We start from the raw sequence: 24,035 nt of genomic DNA, 5'->3' as shown, positions 1-24,035 counted from the left end.
AGGGTGTGACGGCCTTATCGCCCCAGTCGCGGGACTGGGGCAATTTCGAGGCTGTAAAGGGGTGGGGGCGAGCTTGGAAGCAACCGACGGAGTTGTCGTGAAGAGCGAGCAAGGTCTCTACGAACGGCTGAAGCAACAGATCCTGACATTGCAACTGCCGCCCGATCAGTTGCTCGATGAAGTGGCGCTAAGCGCTCAGCATGGCGTTTCTCTTACGTCTATCAGGGATATCCATCCGCCGGTCAGGTGAAGGATACGGGGTTATCCGATCTCATCATGGCGCCAGAGTCAGCTAATTGGGGCAGGCAAATACGCCGCGACTTTTTGATTGGGTATTAGGCTGGGGCATCCTTTTCAAACCATCCAAAGCATGCCCTCAGATGTGCCCCCAATGTAACAACCCACTGGAAGTGAATGAAGCCCCATGGTTTGTGAAAAGGCAGAAATGATCAGATAAACAGTCTGTCCGACGATGCCTAGAGACTCTCAGGGGCGCCAAAAAACATTTTGACTTGGCTCTAGAACAATGTTTTCAGGCAGAAAAATTTCAAATATGCCCCCAGTTTTGCCCCCGGTTGCATGCGATGCACTCGCAATTGCGAGTGCGCGCCCTGGCGGTGATGCTACGTGGGGCTTGATGGCTTTCGGTGACACAGCCCCTTTGAAATTGGCTGGTTCGCCCGCCTTGTATATGTTCACTGGCTGCCAGTCTGCCGGTATCTACTGATGCATCTCCGTCACGGACATGGTGAACACCAACTTGGATCTGCCAGCGTTGGAATAGGAATGAGGTACATCGGTTTTCGCCACTGCCGAACTCCCCGCAGGGATGACCAACTCTGTTTCCCCTACCACGCATTTCAGCGTGCCTTTCTCCACATGAAACAGTTCAAGCGTGCCCTGAGGATGCCCCTGTGAAGCGAAAGATTCGCCTGGATGCATTTCCCAACGCCACAGCTCGATCATATCAGGGCCGGATGTTCCCGCCAGGAGGCGCGCCGTTCCTCCCAGGTCACCGGTCCAGAGCGTGGGGATGTCTTGGCTGTCGATGATATGGGCGGAGGGGGCTTCGGTCACATTGACGATGTCTGCAACAGACAGTCCAAGCGCGGCGGCGATTTTGCAAAGGATGCCGATACTGGGGTTCGCCGTACATTTCTCTATTTCGACGACCATTCCTTTGCTCACCCCTGAGCGGCGGGAAAGCTCATCCAACGTGATCTTCTTTGCTTTGCGCGCCTGTTTGAGCGTGCGCGCGACGGCCAGGCTGACGGCTTGAGCGTCAGCACCAGAGGTAGTCGACAGGCTGGTATTCGTGGTCATTGATGAGGGTCATTAGAAAAAGTTGCTGGGATTTTCGGCCTTTATCAGTAGCTGCGTCAATCGGCTCAGCCGTTATATTAGATGTTGGTGGTCATTATATTGACTTTATTGGTCGTCGCTGACTAGCATGAAATGACATTTAGGTTCCTGGAGGTTTTTGATGCTGTCCGTACTGCCGTTGATCGATCAAGCCGTTGCAGAATTGGCTCCGGAGTTCAGGGCCCTGAGCATTGTGGTGGGAGCTGCGCCGCTGATTCATCCTGAGGTTGCTCAGTCTGCGCTGGATCGCGCTTGCAAGGCCGTGCAGGAAGGTGGGCCAAGCTGGGGAGAAGCGCACCTGGCCGCATGGGCGGAGACATTCCGAAAGTTCGGCGCAAAGCCGCAGCGGACGCCTTGTTCAGCTGAGGCGCTGCGTAAACGGGTTCTACGTGACGGAAGCTTGCCGAGCCTGGATCCCATCGTCGATCTCTACAACGCAATCAGTATTGAGTACGCCATCCCTGTTGGCGGGGAAAACATTGAAGCCTATGTGGGCTCCCCACGGCTGGTAGTCGCCGATGGCACCGAGCCTTTTGACACCATGAAAGAGGGCGCTCCTGCTTTCGAGTATCCAGACCCCGGCGAGGTTGTCTGGCGCGATGACAAAGGCGTGACCTGCCGTCGCTGGAATTGGCGGCAAGGTGTCAGAACCCGTCTCGGTGCTGACGCGAAGAGCATGTGGTTCATTTTGGAGAGCTTGCCGGCGATGCCGCTTGAAGCCTTGACGGAAGCGGGGGACAAGCTGATCGAAGGGTTGCAGCAAATGATGCCAGGCGTCCAGATCGAAAGCTCACTGATTGGTCTTGGGGTCAAATAGTCGACAAGCCACTGCAAGGAGTGATGACGATGTTTACCGGCCTTAGTGCATTTCCTCTGACACCTATGAATGTGCGAGGGGTGGACGAAAATGCGTTTACCCGTCTTGTGCAGCAACTGGTGGCGGCGAAAGTAGATTCCATCGGGGCTCTCGGATCCACCGGAAGTTATGCGTATCTTTCTCGCGCCGAACGTTCTCGAGTTGCGCAGTTGGCGGTAGAGGCGGCGGAGGGTGTGCCTGTGATGGTGAGCATCGGAGCGCTGCGTACACGCGACGTTTTGCTGCTGGCCGAGGATGCGCAAGCCGTGGGAGTCAAAGCCTTATTGCTGCCACCCGTGTCGTATCAAAAACTGACTCAGGACGATGTTTTTTCGATGTACGAAATGGTGTCGGCCAACGTCTCAGTCCCGCTATGTGTCTATGACAATCCGGGTACCACCCATTTCGAGTTTACCGATGAGTTACATGGGCGTATCGCGGAGTTACCCAACGTCAGATCAATCAAAATTCCGGGCGTCCCCGACGCGCCGCACCTGGCCAGGACTATCGTCGTGGCTGAGTCGCGTCCGTTTCTAGGTTTTGTCTGAAAAGAGAATGAGTTCATCTGAACTTTCACTTGAAAGGGCAATGGTGGTGCTGAAGGAAGAAGGGCTCAGTTGCGTAGTCGTCAACCTCGGAAGTTTGCTGCGCAGCCGCTAGCAACTCGAGGTTGAACGGCAGCTCCTGTCCGATGACTGCCTATCGCCACCGACAGCTCTGGGTCGAAAGCAGCCAGATGAAATGGCCAGCTATCGGCCAAAGACTTTACTTCTAATATTTGCGTTATGCGCAGAATGATCTGATTACTTTGATGCTCAAGCCAGTGGTAGCTCATTTGAAATTTTGGCTAATTTCTAGCGAGCAATTCTAAGGGTTAAAACAGACTAAGGCGGTTAGACCACTAATACGTGAGGTAAACATGAGCTATCACGTCACACACAGATACGGTGCCATAAGCCGCATCTCTGGCATACGCCTATTCCTTCAGCTTCTCGCCGAACTGATAGCTCGCTTGGAAGATGAGGGCCACGGCGATGTTGCGGTGAACCTGTCACGAACCGTTATTTTTGAAAACCTAGTAAAATCGAGATCAGACGACACTTTATAAGTGTGGATTTGAGAATACCTGGATAACAAGTCGCTGTTTGGGTATTGGCGGCTCCAGAGATACGCGACGGGACGAAAGATAAATCAAAGGCGTTCATGCGCCGGACAATTTCCTTCAAGTGCTTGCTTTAACCTTCTTGGCATGAATGGGGGATCTACGCGCAGACGAGTCACATTAAGCCAGGTCGATTGTGCTGCGATCATCCCGTTCAGGCGGTTTGCAGCATTTCTTCATCGCACACCGGCAAAGTTTGTTCGAATCTGCTCTTCCTAGCGGCACAGCTTTGTAATGTCGATTTAGCGTGTGCGCGGTTGGTCGTAGGTACACGCGATCATGGGAGTGTGGCATCCTTTATATGGCGAGCGTCACTCGTTGGCGTGGAGGAACTCACCAACGCAGGTTTGCGACCACCGAGCATGGGCAAGTGTTCGTGGTGCATCGTTCGGGCAAGCGGTTTATCTGCCAGAATCGCCTTCTCATGAAGTGCCGTTTCCAGCGCTTCCAAATGTCGCGAGAGTATTTTCACCGAACCGTCCAAATTGGCGGGATCGAAAGGGATCTTACCATTTGCGATTAGCACCATTGCCAGGTCCCACGCGCGCTGAGAGTCTTTCATCACGCCACCTCCTTCTCGCGCTTGGCAACTTTTCCGTCCTTTGCCGCCGCGCTTATTGTGGGCGCTGGGAAATATTTATTGAGCACGCCGAGATGATCAATCGCTTCATGGAAAAGCGCTTCGGCTTTGCCGCGAAGGCGCAGATATTCATCAAACATTTTGCTATCGAAATCAGGGTGCTCCAGCAAGTCGAACGCGCTGTTGCTAAGGGCATTGGCCTGGTTGAAAAGCTTTTGATTTTGCTCCATGGCCAACTGCCGGCAGGCCATCATTTTTGTGTGGCTGTTATTGTGTTGCATGGCTTCAATCCTTCATCAGCAGGTCTCTCTATGGTGGTGTGACACGCTTGCGAGGCCCTTGTATCAAATTGGTTTTCTCTGAAATATCGATTAATTCAGCGATTCAGCTGCGCCTAAATTATCGCCTTTTTAGATCGACGCTTCGCCATCTCAAAAAAACTGAACCTCATCGCCGCGCCTCAAACCTAACGACTTATAACCAGTAACCGGGAGGTACGTCATGCAAGTTACCTATTTCTGGATTGGCCTGATGGTCATTCTGCTGTTGCTGGACTTATGGGTCCTCAATAGCGTCTGGCGTAGCGATAACAGCACGGGCAGCAAGGCGGGTTGGACGGCGTTGGTCGCAGTATTACCGTTTGTGGGGTTGGCTATTTGGGCGATTGCGGGTCCGCGCGGCATCACCAAAGGTCCGTCCTCTCCAGAACACAGTAAGGGTTGATCAAGGGACCGTATGAAGGAGCGTGTTCATCGGGATCTGCACAGCCGCAATTACCCGGTCGATGAGGACATGGTCTTGCAACGCAAGGTCTGGTGCTTCGAGCGATTGGGCTGGTACGGCTTGGTAGCGCTGATCGGGCTCACCTTGGCAGGGGTATTCTCCAAAGGGCCGCTGAGCAGCGCAGAGGCACGCAGTGCCGATGGGCAGCTGCGGGTCGAGTACCAGCGGTTCCTGCGCAATGGTTCTTCCGATAAGTTGATCGTCCATCTAGAGGGCAAACCCCGCGAGCCCTTGGAAGTGGAAATCAGCGGCGAATTGCTGCGCGGCTTTGAAGTTGAAATGCTGCAACCGCAGCCGCTCAAGGCAAGTGCCGCAGGCGAGGGCGTAAGGCTGTGGGTGCTCAGCGACGACGCAGGGCAGGCGATCGTGCACCTGACGGTGCGCAGCGACGGTGTGGGCAGTTTTACGACGCGCGTTTCGCTGCCAACCGGCGCCTCATTGGGATTCTCACAATTCATCTATCCCTAGGGGGCATCATGGATTCGGTGTTACGGGCAGCGGCTATCTACTTGGTGTTGATGATCCTGTTCAAGATCGCTGGCCGGCGTTCGCTTGCGGAGCTGACCACTTTCGATTTGGTGCTGTTGATGGTCATTGGCGAGGCGACCCAGCAGGCGTTGCTGGGCGACGACTTTTCGCTGACCAATGCGGTGCTGGTGATCGCAACGCTGATTGCAATAGACATTGGTTTCTCCCTGGTCAAACAGCGTTCACGCTGGTTTTCCCGCCTGCTTGATGGCGGCCCGACGATAGTCGTCGAGCATGGCAATGTGCTCCATGAGCGCCTCAAGCGTGCGCGATTGGATGAAAGCGATATTCTTGAAGCCGCCCGATCCGCTCAAGGCATCGTGGAGATCAATCAGATCAAATTCGCGATCCTTGAACGCAACGGAAAAATTTCCGTCATTCCTTCTGAATAGACCCAACCTAACGCCGTAAGCGACAGAGTTTTTCGATGAGATCAATCAAGGAGTCGTGCGCGACCGGCTTGTTCACATGGGTGCTGAAGCCCGACTCAGCCGCCTTTTTCTGGTCACTGCCGGCACCGTAACCTGTGAGGGCAATGGCGGGCACTTGGTGCAGGTGGCCTATCGTGCGCAACTTCTGCATCAGCTCATGGCCGTTCATTTTCGGCATGCCAATATCAGATATGATCAAGTCGTACTGTGCATCGCGGGCTGTTTCCAGCGCAGTCTGTGGGTCATTGAAGGCGCTAACCTGAGCGCCTTCCATCTCCAACAACAAATTCAGCACTTCGAGCACTTCGGCAGAGTCATCCACCAGCAATACCTTGACGCCATGAAGGCGTTCATCGTCGCCCCGCGCACCGTCAGCAGGTGGCAGATGATTCTGTTGTTCGCACAATGGCAGCCATATCGAGAAGGTGCAGCCAAATCCCAGCCCTCTGGAATGGACACTGACCGAGCCTTCGTGAGCCTCAACTAACTGACGTACCAGGGACAAGCCTATTCCGAGGCCCTCGCGTTGATGCGTCTGGTGCTGGTTTTCCGCCTGCCCGAACAGGTCGAAGATCTTCTCCATGCTGTCGTCGGCCAGGCCGATGCCACTGTCGATCACGTCCAACTGGGCGCGCCCGTCCGCGCGGCTGAGCACCAACTGCACCCGGCCACCCTCCGGGGTGAATTTCAGCGCGTTGTTGACCAGATTCCAGATCACTTGCTCAATGCGCGTCGGGTCGACGTCGACGATCAGTGGTCCATAATCCGAAGGCGTCTGCAGTGTCACCTGGCGTCGATGCCCATCGGCGAGCACCACGCCATAAATGTCCTGCAGCGTGCGAATCAGATCAATTTGTTGCTTTTTCAGCTTGAGCTTGCCCGTGCGAACCCGGGCGACATCCAGCAGGTCATCAATGATCCGCGCCTGGCTGGACACCGCCTCGCAGATGGTATTCACGGCTTTGATCGCCGGGCCTGCGGCCTTGGTGGCGGGCAAGCGACGCAGCAACTCCGCGTTCAGTTGGATCAGGTTCAGTGGATGCTTGAGTTCGTGCGACATAACCGCAAAGAACTCGTCCTTGAGATGGCTCTTTGTCTGAGTTTCCATCAGGCGCTGGCTTTGCTCATCCTGGGTGCGTTTGTGGCCGGTGAGGTCGCGGGCGATTTTGACGTAGCCCTGCAAGCTGTCGCTCTTGAGCTGTGTGACCTCACCGCTGCAGTAGAACCGGCTGCCATCCTTGCGCACATGCCAGCGCTCGTCTTCACCCCGACCATGTTCGCGCGCCGCGCGTAGCTCGCTCTCAGGTACGCCGGCGGTGCGATCCTCCGGTGAAAAAATCAAGTCGTAATAGGCGCCCAGCACTTCGCCCTTACTGTAGCCGAAGATCAGCTCTGCACCGGTGTTCCAATCGGTGATGGCACCGTGGTCATCAAGGATGATAATTGCAAAATCGTGGGTACTCTCGGCCACCAGGCGCATGCGCTCTTCCCCTAGGCGCAGTTCCTCCTCTGCCTGGCGTCGTTTGGTGATATCGATGAAGGTCAGCACCGTGCCGTCGATATGATCCTCGCTGGAACGGTAGGGCAACAATCGTGCGATGTACCAGCGATCGTCCTTACTGCTGATTTCCCGCTCGATGATGCTCAGCGACTCAAACACAGTCGCAGCGTCTTCAGTGATTTCCGGGTAATCCAGGCGGTGCGTGATGTCCATCAACGAGCGTCCGGTGTCCACCGGGAGCATGCTGAAGATATCGGTGGCACGTGGCGTGAACCACCGGATGCGCATATTGCGGTCGACGAATACGGTGGCGATATCGGTGGAGGCGATCAGGTTGGTCAGGTAGTCATTGACCTTGTCGGTCTCTTCTACCTTGGTTTTGAGTTCATAGTTGACGGTCAACAGCTCTTCATTGATCGACTGCAGTTCTTCCTTGCTGGTTTCCAGTTCTTCGGTGGCCGAACGCAACTCTTCATTGACCGCCTGCATTTCTTCGTTCGAGGCCTTTAGCTCCTCGCTTGAGACTTCCGACTGTTCGATGGTGTCCTGTAAGTGCAGCTTGGTGCGTTGCAGCTCCCGCTCAAGGTTGCGCAGGATGGCGTTCTCTGCGTGGCTGACAATCGTGGTATCTGCCTGTTGTGGATCGATTTCGCTTTCTTGGAAGATCACCAGCACATAGTCGCTTTCGGTCGCGTCATCGCGATAAGGGCAGGCGGTAATGTCCACCATGAAGGAGCCCTGCTCGCGCTGGACGCGGACTTTGCGGGAGGTCACAGGCATATTCGATTGCTGGACCTGGAAGAGTGTGGTGCGGATGTCGAGGCGCAGGTCGGGATGAACCAGGGCCAACAGATTGTGGGTAACTTCCCCGGCGACATAGCGCAAGAACCGCCCGGCACCTTCGCTCATGTGCAGGATGTCGGCGTGGATATCGACGATTACGCTGGGTGGCGCGGCTTTTTCCAAGGCTCGCAGGTGGATATCCGCGAACGAAACTTTGCTGGGCGCCTTGATTTCAGTCGCAATCGACGCGGTGCTTGGGCGCAGGTAGCCGCCTCGCGGCATGGTTGGGGCGCGGCGCATAGCGGAGGAGCCGGCACGCACCCGAAAAATGCGGTTTCGTTTGTCCACCGGTACAAACAGGTCCAGGCAACCGTCGGCCGATTCCGAGGAACCGAGGAACAGATAGCCACCGGGGCGCAGCGCAAAGTGGAACATCTGCAGGATGTCGCGTTGCACTTCGCGGTCCAGGTAGATCAACAGGTTGCGGCACACGATCAGGTCGATCTGGGAGAACGGCGGATCAGCCAGCAGGCTGTGTTTGGCGAACAAGACCTTCTCGCGAATTTCCTTGCGTACCCGGTAGTGCTGGTTTTTCTCTTTGGCGAAGTACTGGCGCAGCCGCGGTGGCGGTACGTCGGTGATGATCGCCTCGGGGTATACGCCGTTGCGGCCGTGGGTGATTGCACGCTCGTCAATATCAGTGGCAAACACCTGCATCTTGGCACCGCTGGCATCCAGCGCCAGTTGCTCGGCCACCAGCATCGCGAGGCTGTAGGCTTCTTCGCCGGTGGAGCAGCCGGCCGACCAGATGCGCACCTCCTCACGGTGCGGCACGCTGTCTTCCAGTGACTTCACCAGGTTGGGTATCACGTCACGTTCAATCGCTTCAAAGGCTTCGCGGTCGCGGAAGAAGTTGGTCACGCCGATCAGCATGTCGCCGAGCAACGCCTTGGTTTCGTCTGGGTGTCCCTGGAGGAAGTTGTAATAGGCCGCCAGGTCCGGCTGGGCGGTCACTTGCAAGCGGCGCTCGATACGGCGCAACACTGTGGCGCGCTTGTAGTGTTTGAAGTCGTGCCCAGTACTGGCTCGTAGCTGAATCAGGATGTCCAGCAATAACTGCTCCGCAACGGCGGCATCGCGTTCGGTTGCGGGCGGGGTGGTATTGATTTCGGGATCGCCAGCGGTGGGCAGGATGATCGATTGAGCATTACACCACAGCTCCAGCAATTTCTGCGGCATTTCCACCACCGGAAGCACTAGATCGGCCATTTGCGTTTCGATGGCAGCCAACGGCATGCCATCGAACTCTGCATCCTCCGGGCTTTGTACCAGAGTGATCCCGCCCTGCTCCTTGATTCGAGACAGGCCGACCGCGCCGTCTGATCCGGTCCCCGACAGGATCAGGCAAAACGCCCGCTCTTTATGCGTGTCGGCCAGATCGCGAAAAAACAGGTCGATAGCGATATGCGAACCACCTTCGCGAACCGTTGGCGATACTGTTAGATAGCCATCGTTCATGTTCAAAAGGTGTGCTGGCGAGATGACATACACCTGATTCTTTTCGATGGGTGTCGTGCCACTCACCTGCGACACCGGCATACGGGTCGATTCCTGGATGATCTTGTCCGCCACACTCTGATGATCGGGGGACAGGTGCAGAATCACCACGAACGCCATGCCGCAGTCTTTGGGCATGTGCTCAAAAAACGCCTTGACTGCTTGCAGCCCGCCCGCAGACGCGCCAATACCCACCACCGGAAAGTCCAGGTTGCAGGGAATCAGATCCTTGCGTTGCGGAACGTTAGGGGACCGCGGGGGGGCAGACTTCATAAATACCAACCTTGGTTAACTGCGCACGCGAAGAGCGTGGAGGGAAAATCTTAAGCGAGGGCGAGGGCTGAACAGGAAGTGAAATATAGCTGAAAACCTGCGTGCAGAAGAATGCCTCGAATCTCGAATGTCGCTGACCCTACAAACCTTTACCTTACGGTTGAGGTACGCAACCTTCAGAAGGTTTATTCAGACTGACAAATGGCATGGCTGCGCCTGAACGGTTATCTGATTTTATTAAAATCCATCTGAACTTACCCTCCCGGCCAACCCTCGCAAAAGTAATCACAGCCAGGAGGGAGACCGATGAACAGTTATCCAAAACCACCATTCAAGGCGCAACAGCAGCCCGTACCCGGTCAACAGCGCAAGATGGATCCGATGCCTGATTGCGGTGAGCAGACCTATAAAGGCTCGGGCCGCCTCGCCAACAAAATAGCCTTGATCACCGGGGCCGACAGCGGCATTGGCCGTGCGGTGGCCATCGCCTTTGCACGCGAAGGCGCGGACGTGGCGGTCTCCTATCTGGATGAGCATGAAGACGCCAAGGAAACCGCGCGGTGGGTCGAGGCGGCGGGTCGTCAATGCCTGTTGCTACCCGGTGACCTGGGCAACGCGGATCAGTGTACGGCGACGGTCAGTGACACAGTGGAGAAGTTCGGACGCATTGATGTACTGGTCAATAACGCGGCGTTCCAGATGACCTACGAAAGCCTGGAAGACATTCCCGACGAGGATTGGCTTAAGACCTTTAACGTTAACGTCACCGCGATGTTTCGCATCTGCAAGGCCGCGCTGCCGCACATGGCCGAGGGCAGTTCGATCATCAACACCAGCTCGGTCAATTCCGATGCGCCCAACCCCACGCTGTTGCCCTATGCGGCGAGCAAAGGCGCGATCGCCAACTTCACTGCAGGCCTGGCGCAGATGCTCGGCAAACGCGGTATTCGCGTTAACAGTGTGGCGCCCGGGCCAATCTGGACGCCATTGATCGTGTCGACGATGACCGAGGACTCCGTCAAGAACTTTGGTGGCAATACACCGCTGGGGCGCCCCGGCCAGCCAGTCGAAGTCTCGCCCATCTATGTGCTGTTGGCGTCGGATGAGGGCAGTTATATATCCGGTGAACGCTACGGCGTAACAGGTGGCAAACCCATTCTTTGAATGAAGCGAGGCATTCGATGACGACGACAGTAGGCGACTTTCTGGTTGAGCGACTCAGCCAATGGGGGGTTACCCGAATCTTTGGTTACCCGGGTGACGGTATCAATGGTGTATTCGGCGCGTTAAGCCGGGCGCAGGGCAAGATCGAATTCATTCAGGCCCGTCATGAGGAAATGGCCGCGTTCATGGCGTCGGCCCACTCCAAATTCACGGGAGAGCTGGGCGTTTGTATCGCGACTTCAGGGCCAGGAGCCTCGCACCTGATCACCGGGCTCTATGACGCGCGAATGGACCATATGCCGGTGCTGGCGATTGTCGGGCAGCAGGCGCGGGCGGCGCTTGGGGGGCATTACCAGCAGGAGTTGGATCTGGTGTCGATGTTCAAGGATGTGGCAGGGGCATTCGTGCAGCAGGCTACGGTGCCATCCCAGGTGCGTCACTTGGTGGACCGGGCCGTACGCACGGCGGTCGGTGAGCGCCGAGTGACGGCGATCATCCTGCCCAACGATTTGCAGGAGGCTTCCTACGAACCGCCCGCCAGGGCCCACGGCACAGTGCACTCGGGGGTGGGTTATTCAAAACCGCGAGTGGTGCCGTATGAGGCGGATCTACAGCGCGCCGCAGACGTGCTGAATTCCGGTGAGAAAGTTGCGATTCTCGTCGGCGCAGGGGCGCTGGCGGCCACCGATGAAGTCATCGCCGTCGCCGAAGCGCTTGGCGCCGGGGTGGCCAAGGCGTTACTCGGCAAGGCTGCAGTCCCTGACGATTTGCCCTGGGTTACCGGCAGCATCGGCCTGTTGGGCACCGAGCCCAGCTACAGGCTGATGACCGAATGCGACACCTTGCTGATGATCGGCTCGGGTTTTCCTTACTCAGAGTTCCTGCCCAAGGAAGGCCAGGCCCGTGGGGTGCAGATTGACCTGCAACCCGACATGTTAAGCCTGCGTTATCCCATGGAGGTGAATCTGGTGGGCGATGCCGCCGAGACCCTGGCTGCGTTGTTGCCGTTGCTCACCCACAAGACTCAGCGTAAATGGCGCAAAAAGGTCGAGGGGTGGCGTGCTGGCTGGGAGAAAACCCTGGAGAAACGCGCCCTGGCAAAAGCCAAACCGATCAACCCGCAACGCGTGGTGTACGAGCTGTCTCCACGCTTGCCCGACCACGCCATCATCACCAGCGATTCCGGCTCCTGTGCCAACTGGTATGCCCGCGACTTGAAGATCCGCCGTGGTATGCAATGTTCTCTGTCCGGTGGCTTGGCGTCCATGGGGGCTGCCGTGCCGTATGCTATCGCCGCCAAGTTTGCGCACCCGCAGAACACCGTGATCGCGCTGGTGGGCGACGGCGCGATGCAGATGAACAACATGGCCGAACTGATCACCGTGGCCAAATACTGGCGGCAGTGGCAGAGCCCTAAATGGATCTGTGCGGTGTTCAACAATGAAGACCTGAACCAGGTCACTTGGGAGCAGCGCGTGATGGAAGGCGACCCCAAGTTTGAGGCTTCACAAACCATTCCTGATGTGCCGTATCACCTGTTTGCGATTTCGCTGGGGCTGAAGGGGATTTTCGTCGAGCGCGAGGAGGATGTGGCTGCGGCCTGGGAACAGGCGTTGGCCTCGGATGTACCGGTGCTGATCGAGTTCAAGACCGACCCCGACGTGGCGCCACTTCCCCCGCATATCAAACTGGAACAGGCCAGGAAGTTCGCCACCACGTTGCTCAAAGGCGACCCGGATGAAGCCGGGGTGATTGTGCAAACCGCCAAGCAAGTGCTGACCAGCGTTCTGCCAGGAGGCGCAAAAAAATAACGAACGCCTGCGCACCCGCGCAGCCAAAGCGTTAAGGACATGGACATGAGAATCCGGCAATGACGCAGATCTTCAGGCGCTCGGCCGATACTTGGCTGCGCGTAGGACTGTTGCTGCTGATCGCCGGGCTCTCGGGAGGTTTGCTTGTGGCGTTGACTCTGGACAGCACCGACTACCGCACCGGCCGTAACTGGGTGGTCGAGCAGCCGTTGCCCTTCAGCCATGCCCACCATGCGGGCGAACTCAAGATCGACTGCCGTTATTGCCACAGCGCGGTGCAGTCCTCCGCGATGGCCAGCCTGCCGCCCACTGAAACCTGCATGAGTTGTCATTCCCAGGTATGGACACATGCCGATGTACTGGAGCCGTTGCGCAAGAGCCTGCGTGAACTTGAGCCCTTGCACTGGCAACGCGTCGCCAAGCTGCCCGACTACGTGTATTTCCATCACGGCGTCCATGTGAACGCCGGCGTCGGCTGCAGTGAATGCCATGGTCAGGTCGACCGCATGCAACTGATGTTCAAGGCGCAACCGCTGAACATGGGCCAGTGCCTGGCCTGTCACCGTGATCCGGCGCCCCATCTGCGCCCCCTGGAGCAGGTCACCAATATGCAGTGGAAGCCTTCCGAGGACCGTCGCCAATTGGGTGAGCGCCTGATGACCGCGCGGCACATCGATACCCGGGGCCTTACCGACTGCGGGACGTGCCACCGATGAGTAAGCCGCTGGACTTCTCCGTTGTGCGTGAACAACTGGCCGGACTTGAGGGGCAGGCTTATTGGCGCGGGCTTGAGGCGCTTGCCGAGTCCCCTGACGCTCAAGCACTGATAGAGGCGGAATTTGCAGGTGTGGCGCCTCTGATGGATCGACGGCGTTTCCTGCAGTTGATGGCGGCGTCCATCGCCATGGCGGGGCTGGCCGCCTGTGGCAAAACCCCGGAACAGGCGGTGACGGCGGTCCGTCAGCCGGTCAATCTGACGCCAGGCGTGCCGGCTTGGTACGCCACCGCCATCCCGTTTGGCGGTGTTGCCCAGCCCGTTTTGGGCAAGACCGTTGCAGGCAGACCGATCAAGCTTGAAGGCAATCCGGACCATCCCGTGTCGGGCGGCGCCTGCGACGCCTTTACTCAAGCGGCGATCCTGCAACTCTATGACCCGGACCGTTCCCAGGCGCCGCGTTTCAAAGGCCGCGAAGCCAGTTGGCCGGACGTGCGCGCGGCGCTGGCCCATGAGCAGCAGGTGTTGGACAGCGCTCGCGGCAAGGGCTTGCACATCGTCTGTGGGGCCAGCAGTTCACCGACCCTCAAGCGCCAGCTCGACCAGCTGCAACAACGCTGGCCTGAGGTGCGCCTGTACCATGGCGAAGCCTTTGCCGAGACGGCCGCCCTGCGAGCCAGCGAACGCGCGTTCGGTCAGCCATTGGCCACGCAGGTTCACCTGGAACAGACCGAGGTACTGGTGTGCCTGGAGTATGACCCGTTGGGCAGCGGTCCGTATCAAACGGTGCTCCAGCGCGGCTGGGCTGAACGTCGCCGCCAGGCAGCGAAGGGTGAGGGCGCCGCGTTGGTATTCGTGGCTGAAAGTGTTCCGAGCCTCACCGGCGCTGCCGCCACCGCGCGCTTGCCCACGGCGCCATCGCAGTTGCCCAGCCTGCTGCTTGCGCTGAGTCAGGCGCTGGGCCAGGACCTGCCCGGAACGCCGCGCCTGAACCCGGCGCAACGGCAGTGGGTGCAGGACGCCGCAGCTGCGCTCAAGGCCCACCCGGGGCGCGGCCTGATCGGTATCAGCCAGCAGGCATCCGAGGCGTTGCAGGCGCAGGTCATGCAGCTTAACCAGCGCTTGGGGCACGCAGGCCAAGCGTTGGACTGGCAGGTGCCGAGGTTATTGGGTTACGAGCCCAATCAGTCGTGGGGTTCGCTTGAGCAATTGAGTCAGGAAGCGGTGACTCATTTGCTGATACTCGACTGCAATCCGGTGCTAAATGCCTACCTGCAAGATGTGCTGCCCCAGGTGCCATTTCGCTTGCATGTCGGGCTTTACTACGACGAAAGCGCCGCGCAGTGCCATTGGCACCTGCCGCTCAATCACGCACTGGACGGTTGGAGCGATGGCCGCGCGGCGGACGGCAGTGCGTGCATCGTCCAGCCGCTGATCGAACCGATGTATTCGACGCGCACCCTGCATCAGGTCCTCGAATTGCTGCTGCACTCAACCGAGACCGATGCCTTGGCGCTGGTGCGCGCAACCTGGGCGCATATCGCGCAGCAACAATGGCGCGAGGCATTGGCCAATGGCTGGATTGAACCGGCCCCAGCGCCAGTCAAGGTGGAGGAAATGACGCCAATTGCCCTCGCGGCGGCCGACGTCGGCGAAGGATTAGAGGCCGTCATCCGTCCCGACCCGACCGTGTGGGACGGGCGCTTCGCCAACTCCGGCTGGCTGCAGGAATTGCCCAAGCCCATCAGCACCCTGACCTGGACCAATGTGATCGGGCTTTCGCCACACCTGGCCGAACAGTTGGGCGTGAGCAACGGCGACGGTATAGAGGTAACACTGGCGGAGCAGACCGTGCGCGGACCGGCCTGGGTTGAACCCGGGCAGGCCGACCAGGTCATTGCCTTATACACCGGCTACGGTCGCAGCCACGCCGGGCGCGTCGGTGATGGCCTGGGTTACGCGGTGAAGCCCACTGAGCAATTCTCCGTCAGTGCCTCCCTACGAAGCACCGGCGAGCGCTTTCCCTTGGCGGCCACCCAGTCACATCACCGGTTGCCTGAAGCGCAGGAACCGCCCATCCGTGTGGTCTCACGCGCCAAACCACAACTCGCGACCCAGGCCATTCCCGCGTCGCTCTACAGCCCGGTGGCCGACAGCGGCCCGCAGTGGGGCATGGTCATTGATCTGGACCTGTGCACCGGCTGCAATGCCTGTGTGGTGGCCTGTCAGGCCGAGAACAATATTGCTGTGGTCGGCGCCGAGCAGGTCGCCCAGGGGCGCAGCATGCACTGGCTGCGCATCGACCATTATTACCAAGGGCCGTTGGAGGCCCCGCGTTCGCGCTTCCAGCCATTGCCCTGCATGCACTGCGAGCAGGCGCCCTGCGAAACCGGCTGCCCGGTCAACGCCACCGTGCATAGCCGCGATGGCTTGAACCAGATGGTCTACAACCGCTGCATAGGCACACGCACGTGCGCCTCTTACTGCCCGTACAAAGTGCGACGCTTCAATTGGCTGGACTGGAGCGCCGACGCCGCGCCGTCGATCCAGGCCCAACGTAACCCCGAGGTGACGGTACGCTCGCGCGGCGTGATGGAGAAATGCACGTACTGCATCCAACGCATCAGCAACGCCCGCACGGACAACAAGCAACACGGCGACGATTTCGACCCCTCTGCGGTGGTCACCGCTTGCCAGCAAACCTGCCCCAGCCAGGCCATCCAGTTTGGCGACATCAACGCCCCCGCCAGCGCTGTCAGCCTCGCGCGCCGCGATCCCCGCCATTACCGCTTGCTGGAAGCCCTCGGCACACGGCCGCGTACCAGTTACCTGGCACGCATCGAGGAGGAGGGCGCCGGCGATGAAGGCTGAGCCGCTGCTGCACGCCACCGGGCATTTCCTGCCAAAGGACTTGAGCGACCAGCAGGTGTCGCGGCAGGTGTTCGGGCCATTGCAGCAGTTCCCCCGGCGCGTTGCCTGGCGCTGGATCTTCGGTGTCGGCCTGGTGTTGTTGCTGGTGTACCTGGGCTCGGTCGCTGTGCTGCTGGGCAATGGCGTGGGCATGTGGGGCAATAATCAGCCGGTGCATTGGGGCTTTGGCATCCTCAATTACATCTGGTGGCTGGGGATCGGCCACGCGGGCACCTTTATCTCGGCCTTGCTGTTGCTGATCGAGCGGCCCTGGCGCCATACCCTCAACCGGCTGGCGGAGCTGATGACGCTGATGGCAGTGATCTGCGCCGCGCTGTACCCGATCCTGCACTTGGGTCGACCCTGGCTGTTCTACTGGACCATGCCCTACCCGAATGAAATGGGGTTATGGCCGCAATTCAAAAGCCCGACGGCCTGGGACATGTTTGCGATCCTGTCGTACCTCACGGTGTCGGTGCTGTTTCTGATGGTGGGCGCCATTCCGGATTTTGCTAGCGCCCGTGATCGGGCCAGGACGCCACTGCGCCAGGTAGCTTATGGTTTGCTGGCGCTCGGCTGGCGCGGGTCGCAACGGCATTGGGCGCTGTGGCGGCGCACCACGCGGGCGCTGGCGATCCTCGCGATTCCGCTGGTGTTTGCGGTGTCGAGCGGCTATTCGTTTTTGCTGACCATGGGCACCCAGAGCGGTTGGCATTCCACCCTGTTTCCCGCCTATTTTGTGGCCGGGGCGGTGTTTTCCGGGTTCGCCCTGGTGGCGCTGCTGGCGATTGCCGTGCGCTGGCTGCTGTGCATCCAAAGCCTGATCACCCCACGCCATCTGGACATGCTCGGACGCCTGTTGCTGGCCACCGGCTGGATGACCACCTATGGGTACCTGGCCGATCTGTTCATGCCGTTCTACAGCGGTGACGCCCATGAAATCGAGGTGTTGCTTGCGCGCATCAGCGGCGCGCATGCCTGGAGTTTCTGGTTGGCGATCGTCTGCAATGTCGGGGTGCTCCAGGCGCTCTGGTGGCGAAACGTGCGCCAAAGCCCGCCGCGATTGGCACTGGTGGCGCTGGCCGTACTGGTGGGGATGTGGGCCGAGCGTTTCATGCTGCTGATCCCGCCGCAGATGCGTGATCTGCTGGTTTCCAGCTGGGGCGATTACACGCCGTCCCTGTGGGACTGGACGCTGTTTATCGGCAGCTTCGGGGTGTTTCTGGTGCCCTATAGCCTGTTTCTGCGCTATGTGCCGATGGTCTCCGCGTTCGAGGTCAAGCAGGCGCTGCATCAGGAGCGCGGCGATGGCTGAGTGCCTGGGTTTACTCGCGCGGTTCCGGGCGCCCCAGCCCCTGGTGGATGCCGCCGTGTGCGCGTGGGGCCTGGGTTATCGGCGGCTGGATGCCTTCGCGCCGTTTGCGCTGCAAGCCTTGGAGCCGGTACTGGCAGTCGACGCCAAGCGAGTAGGGCGCATGGCCTGCCTGGGGGCCGGGCTGGGCATCGTCCTGGCGCTGGTGATGCAGATCGGTTCGGTGTGGGCCTATCCCTTGAACATCGGCGGGCGCCCCTTGGTGGCGTTGCCTTCATTCGCCGTGGTGACGTTTCTGTTTGCCGTGGTGTTTGCAGCAACGGCGGCGGTGTTGACGTTGTTGCTGTGCAGTCGCCTGCCGCGCTTGCATCATCCGTTGTTCGGCGTCGAGGGGTTTGAAGCGGCCAGCGATGATGGGTTCTTCTTGTTTATCGATGCGCGCGACCCGCTGTTTGACGCTCACCAGACCCATGCCTGGCTGGCCGAACGCGCGCAGAGCGTGCAGGAAGTGGCGCCATGAATGCCTGGCCATGGGCATTGAGCCTGGTGCTGCTGTGCAGCGGTTGCGATGACATGTCGCGCCAAGCCAAGGTACTCGAACAGCGCGCCGGCGCCTTGTTTGGCAATGGCCTCAGCAGTCGCCAGCCTCCCGCCGGCAGTGTGGCGCGCGGGCAACTGCAACGTGAAGCGCTGGCCCGCCAACGGCCGGCCCTGAGTGCGGACTTGCTGGCACGTGGCGAGGCGGGTTATCAAACATTCTGCACGCCGTGCCATGGCCTGAGCGGGCTCGGCGATGGGCTGGTGGTGGGCCGTGGTTTTCCGGCACCGCCGTCGTTTATCGAACCGCGCTTGCTGAACGCCTCCGATGACCAATTGATGCAGGTGATTGCCGACGGACAAGGCTTGATGTACGGCTACGCGTCGCGCATTCAGCCCGATGAGCGCTGGGCGATTGTCGCCCACTTGCGTGTGCTGCAGTTGAGCCAGCACGCCAACCTGCAAACGCTGCCGCCGACTGTGCGCCAGGCCTTCGAGGAGTCTGGCCAATGAGCCGGTGGTGGCTACTGGCTGCCGCTATCGGCCTTGGCGTGCTTGGCGTCTGGCAGCCTGCCTGGGTCGGTGCGGGCGCCCTGGCGGCAGCGGTCAATGGCAGCAATGTCACGCTGGGTTGCCTGCTGCTTGCGTTGCTGACGCCACTGGTCAGCGGTCGCTGGCAGCCTTTGCTGGATCCCGGCAGCCGCTTGGGGGCAAGCGCCGTGTTGTTGATCATCCCGATGCTGTTGCCGGTGCTGGTCACGATGCCCTGGGTGTACCCCTGGTTCGATCAGGCGGCTCCGGGTTTTCGTGGCCTGTGGTTATCGCCGTGGTTTTTTGTGTTACGCACTCTGGTGTACGGCGGGCTTGCCTGGGTGTTGCACGGCTGGGTGGGTAAGCGCAGTGCGGCGGGGTTGATCCTGTACGCGCTGGTGGCGAGCCTGGCCGCCGTGGACTGGCTGATGTCGTTGCAGGCGGGGTTTGTCTCCAGCGTGTTCGGCCTGTTGTTGATTGCCCGGCAACTGCTCGACGGCCTGGCCTTCGCCGGGCTGTGTGTGTTGTGCTGGAACGTGGTGCTGCTGCCCGCACGCCAGTGTGTGCTGTTGCGCGGTCTGCTGGTAAGCGCCTTGGCGTTCTGGATCTACGTGCAGTTCATGCAGTACCTGATTATCTGGTCGGTGGACCTGGCGCATGAAACAGCCTGGTACCGCGTGCGCGAGACGGGTGGGTGGGGCGCACTGACGGCGCTGTTGGTCGCCGGGCAACTGGTGTGCCTGGTGGTACTCGCGTCGCCATGGGGCGGGCGAATGAATGTGTTGACGTGGGGCTGCGCCGCGATCCTGTTGTTGGGGGCTGTTGAGTCGATGTGGATCAGCCTGCCGTCTATTTTTCCCGAGGCTACCCTCGGCGTATTCCTCACTGCGGTGCTGTGCCAGGGCGTGTATGCCACAGGCTTGTTCGCCATCTGGCGGCGGCAGTGGCAAAGGAGGCGTCATGACCGCTGAATACCAACCCAACGATTTTGACGGTAAAAAAGCCGCCCGGGTAATGGTGCTGCTGGGTGTGGCCATAGTTCTGAGCCTGGGCGGCGTGGCCTGGTTGTTGAGCGCCTACCGTCAACAGGTGCAACAACCGCCGATGAGCCCACTGGAACGTCAGCGTTTGCTACCCCCTGAGCCACGCCTGCAAGGCGATCCCAGGCACGCAGGTGAGCAGCAAATCGCCCGCCAGCGTTTGCACTTGGACAGTTATGGCTGGGTCGACCGTGAGCATCACATCGTGCACCTGCCCTTGGCACAGGCCCGGCAATTGCTGCTGGAGCGAGGCTGGCCTGATGAGCATTGAGCGCCTGCTGCTGGTCGTCGTATTGGTGTGCTGTTGGCTGCCGCAAGCGGGCGCCGCGCAGCCATTCGACCCCTTTACCGCCGCCGGAATCGATACGGCCCACGTCGGCCGACCCTTGGCGCTCGACAGTCGCTTCACTGACCAACAGGGCCGCCTCGTGCGTCTTGGTGATCTGCTCAAGGGCCAGCCTACATTGCTGGTGCCGTTGTACTACCGTTGCCCGAACGTCTGCGGAGCGGCGCTTTCGACTTTGTTTAGCCAACTGGCCAACCAGCCTTATCGCCTGGGCCGTGACTTCCAGGTAATCGCCTTCAGTTTCGACCCCCGCGAAGACGTGGGCGCCGCCCGGGAAGAGTTGGCCAAGCTCAGCCAGCACTGGCCAGCACTGGCTGACGAACCTGGCGTGCATCTGCTGACTGGCGATGCGTCGGCCAGCGAGGCCCTGGCGGACTCGATCGGCTTCGGCTATCGCTTCGACCCGCAACAGCAGCAATACGCCCACAGCTCGGCAGTCGCGGTGGTAACGGGTGACGGGCGCCTGTCGCGCTGGCTCTACGGCCTGGGCTATCAGCCCAGCGACCTGCGCCTGGCATTGACCGAGGCTGGGCAGGGCAAGTTGGGGGCCATCAAGGAACAACTGTTATTGCTGTGCTACCACTACGACCCGCAGAGCGGCACCTACAGCAGCCGGATCATTCTGCTGCTACAAGTGGCAGGCGTGGCCACGGTGCTGGTGCTCGGCCTGCTGATTTTGCGGGCGGTGCGGCGCGAACGTCAGGAGGCGCGATGAACGAACACTTTCTGCGCCTGTGGCCGGCGCAAGCCTCGGATTACGCGGTATCGGTCGACTGGCTGGTGATCGGCTTCACCGCCATGATGGCGCTGTTCGTGGTGCCGGTGTTCGTCGCGCTGTGGGTGTTTATCTGGCGCTATCGGCGCGGCCGTCCGGCCGACCGCGACCATCGCCCGCAAAGTAATCTGCCTATCGAGCTGGCCTGGATCATCTTGCCGTTCATAGGTTCGCTGGTGGTCTTCCTGTTGTCGGCGCGGCTGTTTTTCATCGCCCGCACGCCGCCGGAGGATGCGCTGGAAGTGCAGGTCACCGCGCGCCAATGGATGTGGAAATTCCAGCACCAGGGCGGTCAGCGGGAGATCAACACCCTGCACGTGCCGGCCCGGCGCCCGGTGAAGTTGACCATGATTTCCGAAGACGTGATCCACAGCCTGTTTTTCCCCAGCCTGCGTATCAAGCAAGACGTGTTGCCGGGGCGCTACAGCATGCTGTGGTTCCAGGCCGAACACAGCGGCACCTACGAGGTGTATTGCGCCGAATACTGCGGCACCGACCACGCGGCAATGCTGGCGCGCCTGGTGGTGCTCAACCCCGCCGATTACGAGCACTGGCTGGCAGACAACGGCAGCAGCGCCGACCTTGCCCGTCAGGGCGAGACCCTGTATCGCCAATACGGTTGCGCCAGTTGCCACGACTCAGGCAACGCGCCGCCGCTGGCCGGGGTGTTCAACCGTTCGGTGCAACTGGCCGACGGCAGCCAGGTAAAAGCTGATGAAGCCTACCTGCGCGACAGCATCCTGTTGCCGCAAAAACAGTTGGTAGCCGGCTACCTGCCGATCATGCCGACCTACAGCAATCTGTTGGATGAAGAGGCCGTGCAGCGGCTTGTCGCTTACCTGCGCGAACTTGCGGAGAAACACCAATGAGCCAACCCAGCTATTTGCATGCACAGGGCCTGCGGTCATGGTTGCTGACCCGCGATCACAAACGTATTGCGGTGCTGTACATGCTCACCGTGACCTTCTTTTTCTTTGCCGGGGGGCTGGCGGCGAGCCTGATCCGCATCGAACTGGTCACGCCGGAAGGGGATTTGCTCACCGCCGATGGCTACAACCGCGCGTTTACCCTGCACGGGGTGATCATGGTGTGGTTTTTCCTGATTCCGTCGATTCCGAGCGTGTTCGGCAACTTCCTGGTGCCGATCATGATCGGCGCCCAAGACATGGCCTTTCCGCGCCTGAACCTGTTCAGTTGGTACTTGCTGCTGGGTGGCGGCCTGTTCACCTTGCTGGCGCTGCTGCTCGGCGGGGTAGACACCGGCTGGACCTTCTACACGCCGTTGTCGACGATGTTCAGCAACGGCCATGTGGTGGCGGTGATCTGCGGCGTATTCATTGCCGGGTTTTCGTCGATCTTCACCGGCGTCAATATCATCGCCACCGTGCATACCTTGCGCGCGCCCGGCATGACGTGGATGCGCTTGCCACTGTTCATCTGGTCGATGTACGCCACCTCGATCATTCTGGTGCTGGCCACGCCCGTGCTGGCGATCACCCTGGTGCTGGTGGCCGCCGAGCACCTGTTCAACATCGGTGTGTTCGACCCTAAATTGGGCGGCGACCCGCTGCTGTTCCAGCATCTGTTCTGGTTCTACAGCCACCCGGCGGTGTACATCATGATTCTGCCGGCCATGGGGGTGGTCAGCGAGTTGATCACGGCGGCAGGGCACAAGCGCATTTTCGGCTACCGCTTTGTCGCCTGGTCCAGCGTGGCGATTGCGGTGATCGGTTTTCTGGTGTGGGGTCATCACATGTTTGTTGCCGGGCAGTCGATGTATGCCAGCCTGGTGTTCTCATTGCTGAGTTTTCTGGTGGCGATTCCGTCGGCGATCAAGGCCTATAACTGGAGTGCCACGCTGTACAAAAGCGACTTGACCCTGCATGCGCCGTTTCTGTTTGCGTTGACGTTTATCGGGCTGTTCATCGTCGGCGGCGTGACCGGGCTGTTTCTTGCGCTGCTGGCCGCCGACCTGCATGCGCATGACACCTATTTTGTGGTCGCGCACTTCCACTACATCATGGTCGGCGCCGCCGTGGCCGGGTATTTCGGGGCCTTGCATTTCTGGTGGCCGAAAATGACCGGCCGGCTTTACTCGCAACTGTGGGGCAAGATCACCGCGATCCTGATTTTCTGCGGCTTCAACCTGACGTTTTTCCCGCAGTTCCTGCTGGGCTACCTGGGCATGCCGCGCCGCTATCACAGTTACGACCCGGACTTTCAGTTCCTCAACGTGATGTCGTCGGCTGGCGCTTCGATCCTGGCGCTGGCCTACGTGTTGCCGTTTTTCTACCTGCTCGGCTCCCTGCGTTGGGGCGAGCGGGCGCCGATCAATCCCTGGGAGGCGGCCGGGCTGGAGTGGCGCGTGGCTTCGCCGCCGCCGCTGCACAACTTCGAAGCGCCGGTGACGGTGGATTTCGAGGCCTACGATTATTCCCCAGGGGCCCGCCGTGATCCGCTCTGACGAGAGGCCCGCCGAACCGTTCGTGGCCTGGGCCCAGCAACGCGAGGCCGCCCGCCTGGGCATGTGGCTGTTCCTGGCCAGCGAAGCGATGATGTTCGGCAGCCTGATCATGGTGGCGTGGTTCTTTCGGCTGCGTCATCCGGACGGGGTGGCGGAGGCCGTGGCGGGCCTGCATTACCTGTTGGCTACAGGCAATACAGTCCTGTTGTTGACCAGCAGCTTGTTGATGACCCTGGCCGTCAGCGAGCCACGCCGGGTGCGCTGGTGTCTGCTGGGTGCGGCCGGATTGGGCGTGTTGTTCCTGGGCTGCAAGGGTGTTGAATACGGCCTGGAGATCCACGAAGGCGTGCTGCCCGGCTTTACCGATCACTCAACCTGGCGGGCGCCGTCGGCGCAGCTGTTCATGAACCTGTACTTCATCGCCACGGCGCTGCACGGGTTGCATGTGTTGATCGCCGTTGGCCTGGCCCTGTGGCTGTACAGCGCGTTGAAGCGCGACCGGTTGACGCCTCACCAGCGCGCGATGCGCCTGGAAATGATCAGCCTGTATTGGCACCTGGTTGACGGGATCTGGATCCTGTTGTTTCCCACTCTCTACCTGGTGGGGCGTTGAG

At 59.9% G+C, this 24,035-nt stretch carries 23 protein-coding genes; 19 read left to right on the top strand and 4 right to left on the bottom strand.

From position 1 onward, the window contains the following. Positions 1-97 precede the first annotated feature (97 nt). Positions 98-250 (top strand): GntR family transcriptional regulator, encoded by a 153-nt coding sequence (locus tag BFP99_RS31735; protein WP_176719681.1) that lies wholly within the window; start codon positions 98-100, stop codon positions 248-250. Positions 251-720: 470 nt separating this feature from the next. Here the strand turns inward: BFP99_RS31735 and BFP99_RS05255 are convergent, their stop codons facing one another. Beyond that, the gene (locus tag BFP99_RS05255) at positions 721-1,323 is read right to left on the bottom strand and encodes a helix-turn-helix domain-containing protein (RefSeq protein WP_065946808.1); all 603 of its coding nucleotides are present in this window, start codon (positions 1,321-1,323) and stop codon (positions 721-723) included. A 160-nt stretch (positions 1,324-1,483) separates the two neighbouring features. On the opposite strand from BFP99_RS05255, the gene BFP99_RS05250 reads away from it, so the two are divergent. Both BFP99_RS05250 and BFP99_RS05245 read left to right on the top strand, forming a co-directional pair. Beyond that, on the top strand, positions 1,484-2,179 hold the full coding sequence (locus BFP99_RS05250; RefSeq protein WP_065946807.1) for a B3/B4 domain-containing protein: 696 nt from the start codon (positions 1,484-1,486) through the stop codon (positions 2,177-2,179). A gap of 29 nt (positions 2,180-2,208) precedes the next feature. Continuing rightward, complete coding sequence (locus BFP99_RS05245; protein WP_256098078.1) at positions 2,209-2,766, top strand: dihydrodipicolinate synthase family protein; 558 nt, start codon at positions 2,209-2,211, stop codon at positions 2,764-2,766. An 891-nt stretch (positions 2,767-3,657) separates the two neighbouring features. Here BFP99_RS05245 and BFP99_RS05240 read toward each other — a convergent pair. Together BFP99_RS05240 and BFP99_RS05235 are read right to left on the bottom strand one after the other, a co-directional pair. Continuing rightward, positions 3,658-3,942: a hypothetical protein gene (locus BFP99_RS05240; RefSeq protein WP_065946806.1), complete on the bottom strand. Its 285-nt coding sequence runs from the start codon at positions 3,940-3,942 to the stop codon at positions 3,658-3,660. Then, the gene (locus tag BFP99_RS05235; protein WP_065946805.1) at positions 3,942-4,241 is read right to left on the bottom strand and encodes a hypothetical protein; all 300 of its coding nucleotides are present in this window, start codon (positions 4,239-4,241) and stop codon (positions 3,942-3,944) included. Before BFP99_RS05235 ends, BFP99_RS05240 begins: the two co-directional genes overlap by 1 nt. 220 nt (positions 4,242-4,461) lie before the next feature. Between BFP99_RS05235 and BFP99_RS05230 the strand changes: the two genes are divergently transcribed. The 3 genes from BFP99_RS05230 to BFP99_RS05220 are packed head-to-tail and all read left to right on the top strand — an operon-like array spanning position 4,462 to position 5,663. Next, positions 4,462-4,683 carry a PLDc N-terminal domain-containing protein gene (locus tag BFP99_RS05230; RefSeq protein ID WP_065946804.1) on the top strand — a complete coding sequence of 74 codons (222 nt, stop codon included), beginning with the start codon at positions 4,462-4,464 and terminating at the stop codon, positions 4,681-4,683. Between the two features lie 12 nt (positions 4,684-4,695). After that, the gene (locus BFP99_RS05225) at positions 4,696-5,211 is read left to right on the top strand and encodes a hypothetical protein (RefSeq protein WP_065946803.1); all 516 of its coding nucleotides are present in this window, start codon (positions 4,696-4,698) and stop codon (positions 5,209-5,211) included. An 8-nt stretch (positions 5,212-5,219) separates the two neighbouring features. Next, on the top strand, positions 5,220-5,663 hold the full coding sequence (locus BFP99_RS05220; protein WP_065946802.1) for a DUF421 domain-containing protein: 444 nt from the start codon (positions 5,220-5,222) through the stop codon (positions 5,661-5,663). A 7-nt stretch (positions 5,664-5,670) separates the two neighbouring features. Here BFP99_RS05220 and BFP99_RS05215 read toward each other — a convergent pair whose 3' ends face one another. Beyond that, positions 5,671-9,816, bottom strand: coding sequence for a CheR family methyltransferase (locus BFP99_RS05215; RefSeq protein WP_065946801.1), 4,146 nt, complete (start codon positions 9,814-9,816; stop codon positions 5,671-5,673). A 306-nt stretch (positions 9,817-10,122) separates the two neighbouring features. On the opposite strand from BFP99_RS05215, the gene BFP99_RS05210 reads away from it, so the two are divergent. From BFP99_RS05210 to BFP99_RS05150, 13 genes are read left to right on the top strand one after another with little or no spacing between them, the layout of a single operon-like run. After that, positions 10,123-10,980: an SDR family oxidoreductase gene (locus BFP99_RS05210; RefSeq protein WP_065946800.1), complete on the top strand. Its 858-nt coding sequence runs from the start codon at positions 10,123-10,125 to the stop codon at positions 10,978-10,980. A 17-nt stretch (positions 10,981-10,997) separates the two neighbouring features. After that, positions 10,998-12,791, top strand: coding sequence for a thiamine pyrophosphate-requiring protein (locus tag BFP99_RS05205; protein WP_065946799.1), 1,794 nt, complete (start codon positions 10,998-11,000; stop codon positions 12,789-12,791). Between the two features lie 59 nt (positions 12,792-12,850). Then, positions 12,851-13,507, top strand: coding sequence for a cytochrome c3 family protein (locus BFP99_RS05200; protein WP_065946798.1), 657 nt, complete (start codon positions 12,851-12,853; stop codon positions 13,505-13,507). Beyond that, positions 13,504-16,377, top strand: a complete 2,874-nt coding sequence (locus BFP99_RS05195; protein ID WP_065946797.1) for a TAT-variant-translocated molybdopterin oxidoreductase — start codon at positions 13,504-13,506, stop codon at positions 16,375-16,377. The genes BFP99_RS05200 and BFP99_RS05195 overlap by 4 nt, the downstream gene beginning before the upstream one ends. Then, the gene (gene nrfD / locus BFP99_RS05190) at positions 16,367-17,731 is read left to right on the top strand and encodes an NrfD/PsrC family molybdoenzyme membrane anchor subunit (RefSeq protein ID WP_065946796.1); all 1,365 of its coding nucleotides are present in this window, start codon (positions 16,367-16,369) and stop codon (positions 17,729-17,731) included. Before BFP99_RS05195 ends, nrfD begins: the two co-directional genes overlap by 11 nt. Then, positions 17,724-18,248: a DUF3341 domain-containing protein gene (locus BFP99_RS05185; RefSeq protein ID WP_065946795.1), complete on the top strand. Its 525-nt coding sequence runs from the start codon at positions 17,724-17,726 to the stop codon at positions 18,246-18,248. The genes nrfD and BFP99_RS05185 overlap by 8 nt, the downstream gene beginning before the upstream one ends. After that, positions 18,245-18,778, top strand: a complete 534-nt coding sequence (locus BFP99_RS05180) for a c-type cytochrome (RefSeq protein WP_065946794.1) — start codon at positions 18,245-18,247, stop codon at positions 18,776-18,778. Before BFP99_RS05185 ends, BFP99_RS05180 begins: the two co-directional genes overlap by 4 nt. Continuing rightward, positions 18,775-19,767 carry a hypothetical protein gene (locus tag BFP99_RS05175; protein ID WP_065946793.1) on the top strand — a complete coding sequence of 331 codons (993 nt, stop codon included), beginning with the start codon at positions 18,775-18,777 and terminating at the stop codon, positions 19,765-19,767. Before BFP99_RS05180 ends, BFP99_RS05175 begins: the two co-directional genes overlap by 4 nt. After that, a complete protein-coding gene (locus BFP99_RS05170) occupies positions 19,757-20,107 on the top strand; it encodes a hypothetical protein (RefSeq protein WP_065946792.1) in 351 nt (116 codons plus the stop codon). The genes BFP99_RS05175 and BFP99_RS05170 overlap by 11 nt, the downstream gene beginning before the upstream one ends. After that, positions 20,097-20,897, top strand: coding sequence for an SCO family protein (locus BFP99_RS05165; RefSeq protein ID WP_065946791.1), 801 nt, complete (start codon positions 20,097-20,099; stop codon positions 20,895-20,897). The genes BFP99_RS05170 and BFP99_RS05165 overlap by 11 nt, the downstream gene beginning before the upstream one ends. Further along, on the top strand, positions 20,894-21,826 hold the full coding sequence (gene coxB / locus BFP99_RS05160; protein WP_065946790.1) for a cytochrome c oxidase subunit II: 933 nt from the start codon (positions 20,894-20,896) through the stop codon (positions 21,824-21,826). The genes BFP99_RS05165 and coxB overlap by 4 nt, the downstream gene beginning before the upstream one ends. Beyond that, the gene (locus BFP99_RS05155; RefSeq protein ID WP_065946789.1) at positions 21,823-23,421 is read left to right on the top strand and encodes a cytochrome c oxidase subunit I; all 1,599 of its coding nucleotides are present in this window, start codon (positions 21,823-21,825) and stop codon (positions 23,419-23,421) included. The genes coxB and BFP99_RS05155 overlap by 4 nt, the downstream gene beginning before the upstream one ends. Next, the gene (locus tag BFP99_RS05150) at positions 23,408-24,034 is read left to right on the top strand and encodes a cytochrome c oxidase subunit 3 (protein ID WP_065946788.1); all 627 of its coding nucleotides are present in this window, start codon (positions 23,408-23,410) and stop codon (positions 24,032-24,034) included. Before BFP99_RS05155 ends, BFP99_RS05150 begins: the two co-directional genes overlap by 14 nt. The last annotated feature ends 1 nt before the right edge of the window (position 24,035 follow it).

The organism is Pseudomonas sp. 1 R 17, assembly GCF_900067035.1.
Classification (GTDB): domain Bacteria; phylum Pseudomonadota; class Gammaproteobacteria; order Pseudomonadales; family Pseudomonadaceae; genus Aquipseudomonas; species Aquipseudomonas marginalis.
This window is presented reverse-complemented; position numbering and strand designations above follow the sequence as displayed.